Raw genomic sequence first — 12416 nt, 5'->3', positions numbered from 1 at the left:
GCTACCATATACCATAACAATGGACAAGAGAGAGCACAGTAGACGAACTGTGTTGCGTCGTATCGGGACGGGAGCGACCGCTGGCGGGTTGATCGGACTGGCGGGGTGTACTAGCGAACAGGCCGGTGGCGGTGACGGCGGCGGCGGTGGTGGTGGGAGTGGCGGTGGGACCGAACAGTCGAACGGCAGTAGTTCCAACGAGTCCGGAGGCGGCGGGTCCGGCACCGCCTCGATCAAGGTCGGGTTCCTCTACCCGCTCAGCGGTCCGTACTCCAGCCTCGGCGAGTACCAGGCCGGGGGGACCGACGTCGCTCTCGAACGGATCAGCTCGGAGAGGGACGTCACCGTCGAGAACGCCGGCGTCGTCGACACGAAACTCGACCCGACGGAGGGGCTGCGGCGAGCGAGGGAGCTGACCGAACAGAAGAACGTCGACGTCCTCGTCGGGACGAACAGTTCCGCCGTCGCGGCGGCGGTGTCGGAGCACGCCAAGCAGACCGAGACGCCGCTCGTCATCACCGGCGCGTCCGCGGAACCGCTCACCGGGGAGAACTGCAACCGCTACACCTTCCGAACCATCGGGAACACGTACCAGAACACGCGGGCGCTGGCCGAGTGGTCGATGGAGAACCTCGGGAAGACGGTCGCGACGATGGGTGCCGACTACTCGTGGGGCCGGGCGAGCGTCGGCGGGTTCGTCGAGGTGGCCGAAGAGAACGGTGGCGAGGTCGTCGAACAGGTGTGGCCGAAGCTGGGCGCGACGGACTACTCGACGGAGATACAGAAGGTGGCCGGCTCCGACGCGGACCTCGTCTGCGTCCGAGCGGCCGGGTCGGACGCCGTGAACGCGGCCAAACAGATGTCGAGCTTCGGACTGATGGACCAGATGGACGTCCTCATCCTCAACTCGGTGGACGTGATGAAGGGCGCCGGCGCGGCCGCCGTCGGCACGTACGGCGCGGGCTACTACTTCGAGCGAGACACCGAGGCGAACCGCGCGTTCGTCAACGAGTACATGGAGATGAACGGCGGCGCGGTCCCGGACACGTGGTCGACCACCGCGTACAGTGCGACGCGGCTGACCGCGAAGGCCGCCGCCGAGACGGGGGCGTCCGCCGGGTCGGCCGATTCGGCGGCCCTCGTCTCCGCGCTCGAAGGGATGAGCGTCGAGGGACCGACCGGCGAGACCCGACTGCGGGAGTGCGACCACCAGGCGACCGCCAACATCGACGTGTCGAAGACCGTCGAGAGCACGGAGGGCTGGTGGGGCGAGAAGTCGTTCCCGACCCGAGAGATACTCACCACCTCGGAGGCCGGCGAGAACGCTCGGCCGTGCGAGGAGAGCCAGTGTAGCCTGACCGAGTGACCGTCGGCTCCCTGTTGCGACTCCCCGACCGAGGGTCGGGGCACTCGCGAGTGTGGCCACGTTCGTGGCCGCTGTTCCATCGGTGAGTCAGGAGACGGCAACGGTCGGTCGTCCGCCACCCCAGCCGTCGAGAACTGGGCCGTGGTCGACGGCCGTTCAGACGCGTTCGACGAGGGTAGCGATGCCCTGACCGAACCCGATGCACATCGTGGAGATACCGTACTTGCCGTCGCACTCCTCCAGCTGGTAGGGCAGTTTCCCGAGAAGCGCCGCACCGGTCGCCCCGAGCGGGTGACCGTGGGCGATGGCGCCGCCCCAGACGTTCGTCCGGTCCCAGTCCGCCCCCGTCTCCTCCAGCCACGCCGCGACGACGGAGGCGAACGCCTCGTTCACCTCGAACCGGTCGATGTCGTCGACGGTGAGGTCGTTCTGCTCCAGTAGTTCGTTGGTCGCCGGAATCGGGCCACGGAGCATCGTCACCGGGTCGACGCCGACGACGTGCGTGTCGACGATGCGCGCCTTCGGCTCCCAGCCGTGCTCCTCGCAGGCGTCGCCCGACGCGACGAGCGTCGCGGCCGACCCGTCGACGATGCCCGAGGAGTTCCCGGCGTGGATGACGCCGTTCCCCTCCTCGCGGAACGCCAGCGGGATGCCGCCGAGCGTCTCGGTATCGGTCTCCGGCCGCGGGTGCTCGTCCTCTTCGACCACGACGTGCTCGCCGTCGAGTTCGACCTCGACGGGGACGACCTGCTCGTCGTACTTACCGCTCTTCGCCGCGTCGCCCCAGCGGTGCTGGGAGTCGACGGCGATACCGTCGAGGTCGTCGCGCGTGAATCCGCCGTTGGCGGCGATACGCTCGGCGCCCTCGCCCTGCGTCGTCAGCTCGTCGAAGTGCTCGAAGTACGTGTCCGTGATGCTGCTCCCCGCCGAACCCATCGGTACGCGCGTCATGTGCTCGACGCCGCCGGCCACGAGGACGTCGTGGAAGCCAGCGCGCACCTGCCCCGCCGCGAAGTTGACGGCCTGCTGGCCGGACCCGCACATCCGGTCTAACTGGACGCCGGGGACGTCGTCGCCCCACCCGGCGACCATCGGCGCGAGTCGCGCGATGTTGTTCGCCTGTTCGTCCGTGGGCGTCACGCAGCCGTAGACGACGTCCTCGATGTCGTCGGGGCCGGAGAAGCCGTTGCGTCGCTCCAGCGCGTTCAACGGGGCTGCGGCGAGGTCCTGCGGGTGTGTGTCGCGGAACGAGCCGTCGCGTTTCCCGAACGGGGTACGGATGGCGTCGACGATGTACGCGTCCTGCATAGGTCCATGGTGCGTGTGAACGGGCATTAGTGTTCGTGTTTCGTTCGGGGACGTTCCACCCAGGTGGTGAGGGCGGCACCCGGCCAGCTCGTCTCCCGCTCGCCCGGTCCCCGCGAGACGAGGAGTTATGTGTCCGGTGGTGTAACTCCCGCCCAGCCTATGGCAGACACAACAGGGACCGCCTCGGGTGTAGCGTTCGGCACGGACGAGGAGACGCGTCTCATCCTCCAGAGTCTCGAGGACTTCGTCGAGCAGGAGGTGGAACCGGTCGCGAACGACCTCGGTGAGACCCTCCGGAACCCACGGCTCGGCCACGAACCGGACGGCAGACTGACCGACGAGGTGCTGGAGGCGTACCGAACGATTCGACAGAAGAGCGCCGAAGCGGGCTTCTACGCGATGAACCTCCCCGAGGAGTGCGGCGGGCAGGACGTCTCGAACGTGACCTGGTATCGCGCCAACAAGCACCTGGCCGCGATGGGGACGCCGCTGACCGGACAGGTCCTCGCCGGCCCGTTCGGGCCGAAACCGCTGCTCGTGCAGGCGGAAGGTGAGCAGGTCGAGCGCTACCTCGAACCGACGGTTCGGGCCGAGAAGTCGACGGGATTCGGACAGACCGAACCCGGCGTCGGGTCGGACTCGCCGAACATGTCGACCACGGCGGAGCGCGACGGCGACGAGTGGGTGCTCAACGGGACGAAGCAGTGGATAACGAACGCGCCGTACGCCGACTTCCTGCAGGTGTTCGCCCGGACGACGCCACAGGAGGAGGCGGGCCGCTACGGCGGCATCACCTGCTTCCTCGTCGAGGACGACGAGTACGAGATCGGTAGCCTCAACAACGCCGTCGGGTCCGAAGGGCTGCAGTCGGAGGTCCACCTCGACGACGTGCGAGTCGGCGAGGACCGCGTCCTCGGTGAGGTGGACGACGCGTTCTACGCCGCGATGGGGTTCCTCTCGCTGGGTCGCATCGAGATCGGCGCGCAGGCGGTCGGCAACGCCGAGTGGCTGCTCGATACGGCGACGGAGTACGCCAACGACCGCGAGGCGTTCGGCCAGTCCATCGCCGGGTTCCAGGGCATCTCCCACAAGATCGCCGAGGGACGGGCGAAGACGTACGCCGCGGACGCGGCGGGGCTTCGCTGCGCGTGGAAACTCGACCAGGGCGAACAGGCAATCGCCGACTCGTCCATCCTCAAGTACTACGCGACGAACACGTACTGGGACGTGGCGGACGACGTCGTGCAGGTCCACGGCGGCAACGGCCTCGCCGAGGAGACGGGCCTGATGGAGCACCTCCACGAGGCGCGTATCTTCCGCGTCGTCGAGGGCACCGACGAGATTCAACTCAACACCATCGCCAAGCAGTACGGCGTCGGGGAGTAAGGGTCGCGTCCCGGCGGCAGTTCTGGGTCGACGTCGTCGTTGACCGACTCCACAGACTACGTCACTCCAGCTGTGCCTTCACGACCTTCCCGGTCGGATTCCGGGGGAGTTCGTCCAGGAACTGGACCTCACGGGGCTTCTTGAAGTCCGCGAGGCGCTCGTCGACGAACGAGGTCACCTCCTCGGCGGTGAGCGTCGCGCCGTCTTCGAGGACCACGACGGCCTTGACGCGTTCACCCCACGTCTCGTCGGGGACGCCGACGACGGCCGCCTCGGAGATGGCCGCGTGTTCGTGGAGCACCTCCTCTATCTCGGCCGGGTGGACGTTCTCCCCACCCGTGATGATCATGTCGTCGGCGCGGCCGACGAAGTAGACGAACCCCTCTTCGTCCCGGTAGACCAGGTCTCCGGAGACGAAGTAGCCCTCGTCGTCGAACACCTCGGCGGTCTTCTCGGGCATCCCGAGGTACTCGCGGAACGCCGTCGGCCCCTTGTACGCGATGCGACCGATCTCGCCCTGTTCGACCTCCTCGCCGTCCTCGTCGACGACCTTGACCGTGACGTTGACGATGGGCTTCCCGATGCTGTCGGGTTTCCGCAGGGCGTCCTCGGGGTGGAGGATCGTCGTCACGGGTGACATCTCGGTCTGGCCGAACACCTCGAAGAACTCCGCGTCGAACGCCTCCGTGACGGCCTTCTTCAGCTCCTCGCCCGAGGGTGCCGCGCCCGTCATGTAGTACTCGAACGACGAGACGTCGTAACTGTCGAAGTCGTCGACGGCGAGCAGCGCCCGACTCATCGTCGGCACGAAGAACGAGCCCGTGATGGACTCGTCTTCGATGATCTCCATCGTCCGGACCGGGTCGAACCCCTCGGTGACGTAGCTGGTGCCACCGATGTAGAACGTGTTGTTGAACACGCCGAACGCCGCGATGTGGAACATCGGCGTGACGACGAGGAACGTGTTGTCGTTCTCCTCGAACCCCGCGCTGTACACCGTGTTCACGGAGTTCTGTACGATGTTGTCGTGCGTGAGGACACAGCCCTTGGGGGCGCCCGTCGTCCCGCTGGTGTACATCAGCGCGGCGTCGTCCAGTCGACTGGGGACGACCTCGACGCGTTCAGTGGCGGCTGCCTCGCGAGCGGCGGTGAAGTCGTCGGCGTACTCGGGTCGGTCCTCACCGACGTACAGGAAGTCGTCGACGGGCGCGTCGTCGGCGGCGAGCGTGCCGACGGTCGGTTCGGCGTCGTCGTCGAAGACGATGAGGTCGGCCCCGCTGTCTTCGAGGACGTAGTGCACCTCGCGGTCCTTGAACCGGTGGTTCACGGGGACCGGCAGCGCGCCGAGTTTCATCGCGCCGTAGTACGTCTCCAGCGTCTCTGTGTTGTTCTGCATGTACACCGCGACCCGGTCGCCCTGCTCGATACCGTAGCCGTCGAGGAGGTGTGCCGCCTGGTCGGCCCGTTCGTTGAACTCGGCGAACGTGAGTCGCTCCGTCCCTGCCGACGTCTCCATCACGAGGCAGTCGTCGTCAGGGTACTTCCGGGCGTTCGTTTCCGCTACGTGGCCGAATGTAAGTCCCCGCATAGCGAGTGGTAACACGTCACCCTACAAATAGCTGTATGCCGGCCGGGAGCGCTCGAACCCGACCGGGTGTCACGTGACTCTCGACTGTTCAGTAGGACCTCGGCAGGCCGAGGTGGTGTTCGGCGATGTAGTTCTTCGCCATCTCGTTGGAGACGGGGACGGTCTGCGTGACCCGCGCGTTCTGCCAGATGTCGTACACCTCGTACTCGCGAGTGAACCCGTTGCCGCCGTGGGTCTGGACGGCCCGGTCTGCGGCTTCCGTGGCGAACTCGCTGGTGAGGAGTTTCGCCGCGTTCGTCTCCATGCCGCAGTCCTCGCCAGCGTCCCACTTCCGCGCTGCCTTGTACAGGAGTTCGCGCGACGAGAGCAGTTTCGCGTACGAGTCGGCCAGCGGGTGCTGGATGGCCTGGTGGGCACCGATGGGCTGGCCGAACACCTCCCGGTCGTTCGCGTAGTCCACCGCGAGGTCCACCGCCCGGAGCCCCCCACCCAGTGCGCTCGCTGCGCCCGCGATACGCTCGGTGTTCAGCGTGTCGAACAGGAGGCGCAGGCCCTCGTCCTCCCCGCCGAGGATGCGTTCCTCGGGGACACGGAGGCCGTCGAAGTGGATCTGGTACTGGTCTTCGAACCACGGGACGGCGGTGTCGAGCGTCGAGTAGGAGACGCCGTCCTGGTCCGCCGGGTCGGGGACGAGAAACAGCGAGACGCCGTGCGTCGGGTTCTCCGGGTCGAACTCGCTCGTTCGGGCGACGAGCAACATCTCGTCGGCCGTCTCCACGCTGCTGATGAACGTCTTCTCGCCGTCGACCACGAACTCGCTTCCCTCCCGTTCGGCCGAGGTGTCGATGTTGAGCGTGTTCGTCCCGGCACGCGGTTCGGTCAGCCCCATGCAGAAGCGCATCTCGCCCGAGGCGATCTTCGGGAGGTACTCCTCCTTCTGCGCCTCGGTGCCGTGGCGGGTGATGCCGATACCGCCGAAGACGGGCGTGAGGATGAAGATGATACCACCCTGCCCGCCACCGCGTGCGAGTTCCTCGATGACGATCGCCATCTCCTCCATCCCGAGGCCCTCGCCGCCGTACTCCTCGGGGATGGCGACGCCCAGCCAGCCGTCGTCGGCCAGTGCCTGCCAGTACTCCTCCGGGAACTCCTTCTCGTCGACGTGCTCGCGCCAGTACTCACGGTCGAACTCGCCGGCGACGTCCCTGACGGTCTCCCGAATCATGTCGTGCATCGCTGTCTCCGCGGTACCCATGACGAACACCTCAGCGGGGACGGCAATGAAGCCGTCGCTGTCGAACCGGTGTACGGCGTGGGTAACGGGGTGAACCGGCGCTCGCGAACTCCGAGACGACGTGAACCAGTCTCCAGCCATCTCTTCCCTGGTGTCGGAGACGGCAGTCCATGGCACAGTCTGCCAAGAGGCGTTCAACGTGCTCGAACAGCTACGGGGAGCCATCGCCGCCGAATTCGGGAGATTCAGTTCGAATTGGACCGAGATATCGGCCAACACGCCCGTCGAGAGCTGTAGCGAACTACTGACCGGACGGTCGTGTTCAGTGTTGTCAAACACCATGAATGGGAACCGTGACCCGTCGGTAGCGCATTCTCACGAGTCGATGGTCGAACACGACGGACCCAGTAATCACAAACGTAGTTTTGTTATCCAGTGGAGAGCGAGGGTGGACGTTTGGAGAGCGCTGACCGGGGGGTGGATAACGGACGTAGTCGTGTGACGACTCCTGCGAGAGTCGAGCGAGGTCGTAGGGTGCTCGTTGGCCGCAGGGTGCCGGGACAGTCGGCGACAACGGTGGTCCGCTGGCGAACCGCCTTTCGTTCGGCGAACGCACGCCGTCCAACAGTATTGAATACGTTCTCTCGTCAGCGCCAGAGGAGTGCGTTCGCCGTCCAGGCCGTGAATAGGAAACCGAGGCGAGTATCGTACCAACCAGGGTTGACGGCGAACTGGAGTCTCTCGGACGAAAGGCGGGGATTCGGTTCTATCCTCACCGTCTATCGCGTTCGATCCTCTTGGACAGGTTCGTTCACGTTTCACCGAGATTCGGCCGGCGACGGAGAGTGGAGACGGGGAGTCGAGACGCTGACGACACGGTCAGTTGCCGACACCGGGACGACCCGACGGCGGAGGGGTCCCTAGCGTCGGAACGGCGCTGGTCTCGGCGGCGGACGCCGGCTCCGACGTGCACACTTATTGCGCTCGCCCTGTCACGAGGTGTCACGGGCCACCGAACCTATGAACTTCGACTACGACGACGAGCACGAGGCGTTCCGGCAGGACCTCCGCGAGTGGCTGGCGGAGAACCTGCCGTCGGACTGGCAGGACGGCGACCGGCAGCTGCCGGAGGGTAGCGAGCGGGAACGGTTCCTCCGCGACTGGCAGCGAACCCTCTACGACGGTGGGTGGGCGGGCGTTCACTGGCCGGAGGAGTACGGTGGCCGCGGCGCGTCGCTCGTCGAACAGACCATCTACCGCGAGGAGATGGCACGAGCGCGAGCGCCACCACAGATCAACGTGGTCGGCATCAACTTCGTCGGCCCGACGCTCGTCGCGGCCGGGACGGAGGCACAGAAGGAGCGGTTCGTCCCGAACATCCTGAGCGGCGAGGAGATCTGGTGTCAGGGCTACTCGGAACCGGACGCCGGGTCGGACATCGCCAGTCTCACCACGAGTGCGGAGAAGCAGGGCGACGAGTGGGTCATCAACGGGCAGAAGATCTGGACGAGTTACGCCCAGTACGCGGACTGGTGTTTCCTCGTGGCGCGGACGGACGCTTCCGGCGAGAAACACGAGGGCATCACGACGCTGCTGGTCGACGTCGACCAGGAGGGCGTGTCGATGGACCCGATCCACCAGGCCAGCGACGAGGAGGGGTTCAACCAAGTGTACTTCGACGACGCGGTGGCGAGCGCCGAGAACGTGGTCGGCGAAGTGGGCCACGGCTGGGACGTCGTGATGACGCTCTCGGCGTTCGAACACAGTACGACGACCATCTTCTCCATCGAACAGGACTACCTCGACCTCCTGGAGTACTGCCGCGACGAGACCAGAGGCGGAGAACCGTTGATCGAGGACGCGCGTGTTCGCCGCGACCTCGCCGACCTCGACGCACGAATCCAGGCAGCGAAGGTCTCTCACTACCGGAACGTGAGCAAACGGAGCGAGTCGGGCACCCCCGGACCAGAAGGGTCGATGGACCTGGTCGTCGCCGATGAACTCAGGAACGACCTCACGAACGTCGCGATGGACGTCCTCGGTCCCGAGGTGGCGCTCTGGGAGGACGGTCCGCGGGACGGGCAGTTGGCCGACGACTACCTCGGTTCGTACGGGTCGTGGATCGCAGCGGGAACGGGCGACGTACAGCGGAACATCATCGGCGAACGCGTGCTCGGTCTGCCGAAGGACGACAAGAGCCAAGAGAGCCACAGGGCCTGATAGCTATGGACGCAACACTCACCGACGAACAGGAGCGAATTCGAAAGACAGCCCGCGAGTTCATCGAGTCCGAGGGCGGCATCGAACTGGCGAGACGACGGATGGAGGGCGACGAGCGCGTCGTCGACGAACTCTGGGCCGACCTCGCCGACCTGGACTACACAGCCATCACCGTTCCGCCGGAGTACGACGGGTTCGGCGAGGGGATGGTGTACCTGACCGCATTGCTGGAAGTCACCGGCCGGTACGCGCTGCCCGGACCGCTCCCAGAGACCGCGGCGTTCGCAGTACCACTCCTCGACGAACTGGGCACCGACGACCAGCGTGAACGTCACCTCCCGGCAGTCGCCCGTGGCGACCAGAGGTTCTCGTTCGCGCTCTACGACGACCGCAACGAGTCGCTCCCCGAGGCAGTCACCCTCGACGTCGACGAGACCGACGACGGCCACCGGCTCTCGGGGACGAAGACGCTCGTCCCGTACGGCGGCGAGGTCGACCACCTGGTCGTCGCCGGCCGGACGGGCGACGGGTCGGGGGACGACGGCATCTCGCTGTTCGTCGTCGGAACGGACGAGGAGGCGGTCGAGACGCGTCGACTCGACAGCCTCGACCGGACGCGTCCGATGTACGAGGTGACGTTCTCGGACCTCTCGGTCGGCGATGCCGCCTTGCTCGGCGACCGCCACGAGGCGGGAGACGCACTCTCCAGCGCCGCCGACCGGTACACGGTCGCGCGCAGCGCGATGCTGGTCGGCGCGGCCGACAGGGCGGTCGAACTGTCGACGGAACACGGCACCAAACGCGAACAGTACGGACAGCCCGTCGGCAAGTTCCAGGCGGTCAAACACCGCATCGCGGACATGTGGATAGAGATGCAGAGCGCGCGGTCGCTGGTGTACTACGCGGCCTGGGCGCTCGACGCGGGCGAACCCGACGCGACACGCTCGGTGTCTGCGGTGAAGACGTACGCCGCCGACCGACTCCACCGCGTGTTCGGCGACGACATGTGGAACCACGGCGGGATGGGGTTCACGTGGGACCACGACGGGCACATCTACCTGAAACAGGCCAAGGCGTGGCGGAACTTCCTGGGGTCGCCCGAGGACCACCAGGACCGACTCCTCGAAGAGCGTCTCGCAGAGCGGTAGAGCGCGACGTCGGCGACGCGGTCGACGAGGACCCCCTTCCCGGTCGGGCCGCCGAGGGAGTCTGTCCGACGGATTCCTCGCAGGAGTCCACGACCGGCCGGTGTCGACGCCGCACGGCGTCGGCGACGCTGCCTGCTCCAGTAGAACTATGCCTCGTCTCTGACATGCGAACCCATGGAGGAGTTCGAGACAGTCGAGGCGGAGTTCGACGAGGAAACGCACGTCGGGCGACTGACGTTGAACCGGCCAGACGCGCTGAACGCGCTCAGCGACCAGTTACGGCAAGACCTCGTCGCGGGGTTGCAGTGGCTGGAGTCGCACAACGAGGACGCGGACGGTATCGCGCTGCGTGCCGTCGTCGTCGAGGGTGCGGAGGGGAACTTCTGTGCCGGCGCGGACATCTCCGAGTTCAGCGAGGCGTCGCCGGGCGAGACGTCCGGACAGCACCACTACGAGTTCATCCAGGAGTTCCCGGTGCCGATCATCGCGAAGATTCGGGGGTACTGCCTCGGTGGCGGCCTCGAGACGGCGATGGCCTGTGACTTCAGGTTCGCACACAGCGACGCTCGGCTCGGGCTCCCGGAGGTCGACCTGGGGCTGATTCCGGGGGCCGGCGGCGTCCAGTTCATCAGCCGACTGGCCAACCCGTCGGTCGCGAAGGAGGTGGCGATGACCGGCGACCACCTCTCGGCCGACCGGGCGGACGAACTGGACATCGTCAACCGCGTCTACGACGACGCCGACCTCGACGAGGCGACCCGGGAGTTCGCGGAGACGCTGGCCGCCAAGCCGCCGCTGGCGGTGCAGGCCATCAAGGACGCCGCGAACGTCGCGACCCAGGTCGGTCTCAACGAGGGGCGGTCGTACGACCGCCGTCGCTTCGAACCCCTCCTCGAGACGGAGGACCACCAGGAGGGAGCCAGAGCGTTCGCCGAAGACGACTACGACCCCGAGTTCAGGGGACGGTAACGCCCACGGCGACGACCCCTCGTTAGTGGTCACCGACCGAACGGTTAACGGGCTGCTGTACGAAGCGGTACCATGTCACACGCTCACCGCGCGGACGACCACGCTCTCGACGAACCGTCGGTGCAGCGATGACCGACCGTCGGGAGTACCTCGACCGACTCTACGACGAGGAGCGACTGGCGCGATTCCTCGAGAGGGCGGTCGGGCCAGGCGGACCGCTGACCGTCGAGTACCACCAGGCTGGTCACTCGAACGAGACGCTGTTCGTCGGCTGGGGGGACCGCGAACTCGTCCTCAGGCGACCGCCCGCGGGGGAGACTGCCGACGCAGCACACGACGTGCTGCGGGAGTATCGCGTCATGTCCGCGCTCGAAGACACAGCCGTACCGGTGCCGTCGACGGTCGCCGCCTGCGAAGACCGCGCCGTGCTCGGGGCGGAGTTCTACCTGATGGAGCGCCTGGCGGGCGACGTCATCCGCGACGTGGAACCCGACCGGTTCGCCGCGCCCGACCAGCGACGTGCGCTCTCGGAGCGGTTCGTCGATACGCTCGTCGAGATTCACACGCTAGACCCGGAGACCGTCGGACTGGACGACCTCGGTCACCCCGAGGGGTACACCGAGCGACAGGTCGAGCGGTGGACGGACCAACTCGAGTGGGCGGTCGAGGTGACCGACGACGACCGCTCCGTGCCGGAACTGCACACCGTCGCCGACTGGCTGGCCGCGAACGTCCCGACGGAGTACGACCACACGCTGCTCCACGGCGACTACTCCCTCGACAACGTCATGTTCGGGCCGGGGACGCCCCCGGACCTCGTCGGTGTGTTCGACTGGGAGATGTCGACGCGCGGCGACCCGCTGACGGACCTCGGCTGGACGCTCGCCCACTGGTTCGACCCCGAGGACCCCGAGTTCGACGATCCGCTGAACAGCCGGGTCGAGGCGTCCCCCGGCTACCTCACTCGGCGCGAACTCCTCGACCGGTACGAGGAGCAGACCGGACGAGCGTTCTCGAACGAGCGGTTCTACCGAACGTTCGGTGTCTTCAAGACCGCCAGCACCTGCGAGATGATGTACCGCCGCCACCTGGAGGGCAACGCGGACAACCCGAACTACCCGCTGATGGAGGAGTACGTCCCCGCGCTGGGCGAGCGAGCGCGTCGTATCATCGACGGCGAGGAGCCGCTCTAGCGGC

At 66.8% G+C, this 12416-nt stretch carries 9 protein-coding genes; 6 read left to right on the top strand and 3 right to left on the bottom strand.

Annotation, left to right across the window (positions count from 1 at the left end):
- The first annotated feature begins 49 nt into the window (after positions 1-49).
- Positions 50-1366 (top strand): ABC transporter substrate-binding protein, encoded by a 1317-nt coding sequence (locus tag MX571_RS19485; protein WP_247420340.1) that lies wholly within the window; start codon positions 50-52, stop codon positions 1364-1366.
- Between the two features lie 156 nt (positions 1367-1522).
- Here the strand turns inward: MX571_RS19485 and MX571_RS19480 are convergent, their stop codons facing one another.
- On the bottom strand, positions 1523-2674 hold the full coding sequence (locus MX571_RS19480; protein WP_247420330.1) for a thiolase family protein: 1152 nt from the start codon (positions 2672-2674) through the stop codon (positions 1523-1525).
- A gap of 159 nt (positions 2675-2833) precedes the next feature.
- Here MX571_RS19480 and MX571_RS19475 point away from each other — a divergent pair, with 159 nt between their 5' ends.
- Complete coding sequence (locus MX571_RS19475) at positions 2834-4060, top strand: acyl-CoA dehydrogenase family protein (RefSeq protein ID WP_247420327.1); 1227 nt, start codon at positions 2834-2836, stop codon at positions 4058-4060.
- A 61-nt stretch (positions 4061-4121) separates the two neighbouring features.
- Here MX571_RS19475 and MX571_RS19470 read toward each other — a convergent pair whose 3' ends face one another.
- Positions 4122-5648, bottom strand: coding sequence for a class I adenylate-forming enzyme family protein (locus tag MX571_RS19470; RefSeq protein WP_247420323.1), 1527 nt, complete (start codon positions 5646-5648; stop codon positions 4122-4124).
- A gap of 88 nt (positions 5649-5736) precedes the next feature.
- Entirely contained in the window at positions 5737-6903 is a 1167-nt protein-coding gene (locus MX571_RS19465) for an acyl-CoA dehydrogenase family protein (protein ID WP_247420320.1), read from the bottom strand.
- A gap of 999 nt (positions 6904-7902) precedes the next feature.
- Between MX571_RS19465 and MX571_RS19460 the strand changes: the two genes are divergently transcribed.
- From MX571_RS19460 to MX571_RS19445, 4 genes are all read left to right on the top strand, one after another.
- Positions 7903-9102: an acyl-CoA dehydrogenase family protein gene (locus tag MX571_RS19460; protein WP_247420318.1), complete on the top strand. Its 1200-nt coding sequence runs from the start codon at positions 7903-7905 to the stop codon at positions 9100-9102.
- Between the two features lie 5 nt (positions 9103-9107).
- A complete protein-coding gene (locus MX571_RS19455) occupies positions 9108-10250 on the top strand; it encodes an acyl-CoA dehydrogenase family protein (RefSeq protein ID WP_247420314.1) in 1143 nt (380 codons plus the stop codon).
- A gap of 174 nt (positions 10251-10424) precedes the next feature.
- Positions 10425-11219, top strand: coding sequence for an enoyl-CoA hydratase/isomerase family protein (locus tag MX571_RS19450; RefSeq protein WP_247420311.1), 795 nt, complete (start codon positions 10425-10427; stop codon positions 11217-11219).
- A gap of 128 nt (positions 11220-11347) precedes the next feature.
- A complete protein-coding gene (locus MX571_RS19445; protein WP_247420307.1) occupies positions 11348-12412 on the top strand; it encodes a phosphotransferase family protein in 1065 nt (354 codons plus the stop codon).
- The last annotated feature ends 4 nt before the right edge of the window (positions 12413-12416 follow it).

Origin of the sequence: Halomarina salina (assembly GCF_023074835.1) — an archaeon.
Classification (GTDB): domain Archaea; phylum Halobacteriota; class Halobacteria; order Halobacteriales; family Haloarculaceae; genus Halomarina; species Halomarina salina.
The sequence above is the reverse complement of the archived record's forward strand: the minus strand, read 5'-3'. Positions and strand labels throughout refer to the sequence as shown.

What these genes read in the sequence shown, in the direction of transcription:
- MX571_RS19480 (WP_247420330.1), bottom strand. Translation starts at nt 2,674, where the DNA reads ATGCAGGACGCGTACATCGTCGACGCCATCCGTACCCCGTTCGGGAAA.
- MX571_RS19475 (WP_247420327.1), top strand. Translation starts at nt 2,834, where the DNA reads ATGGCAGACACAACAGGGACCGCCTCGGGTGTAGCGTTCGGCACGGAC.
- MX571_RS19470 (WP_247420323.1), bottom strand. Translation starts at nt 5,648, where the DNA reads ATGCGGGGACTTACATTCGGCCACGTAGCGGAAACGAACGCCCGGAAG.
- MX571_RS19465 (WP_247420320.1), bottom strand. Translation starts at nt 6,903, where the DNA reads ATGGGTACCGCGGAGACAGCGATGCACGACATGATTCGGGAGACCGTC.
- MX571_RS19460 (WP_247420318.1), top strand. Translation starts at nt 7,903, where the DNA reads ATGAACTTCGACTACGACGACGAGCACGAGGCGTTCCGGCAGGACCTC.
- MX571_RS19455 (WP_247420314.1), top strand. Translation starts at nt 9,108, where the DNA reads ATGGACGCAACACTCACCGACGAACAGGAGCGAATTCGAAAGACAGCC.
- MX571_RS19450 (WP_247420311.1), top strand. Translation starts at nt 10,425, where the DNA reads ATGGAGGAGTTCGAGACAGTCGAGGCGGAGTTCGACGAGGAAACGCAC.
- MX571_RS19445 (WP_247420307.1), top strand. Translation starts at nt 11,348, where the DNA reads ATGACCGACCGTCGGGAGTACCTCGACCGACTCTACGACGAGGAGCGA.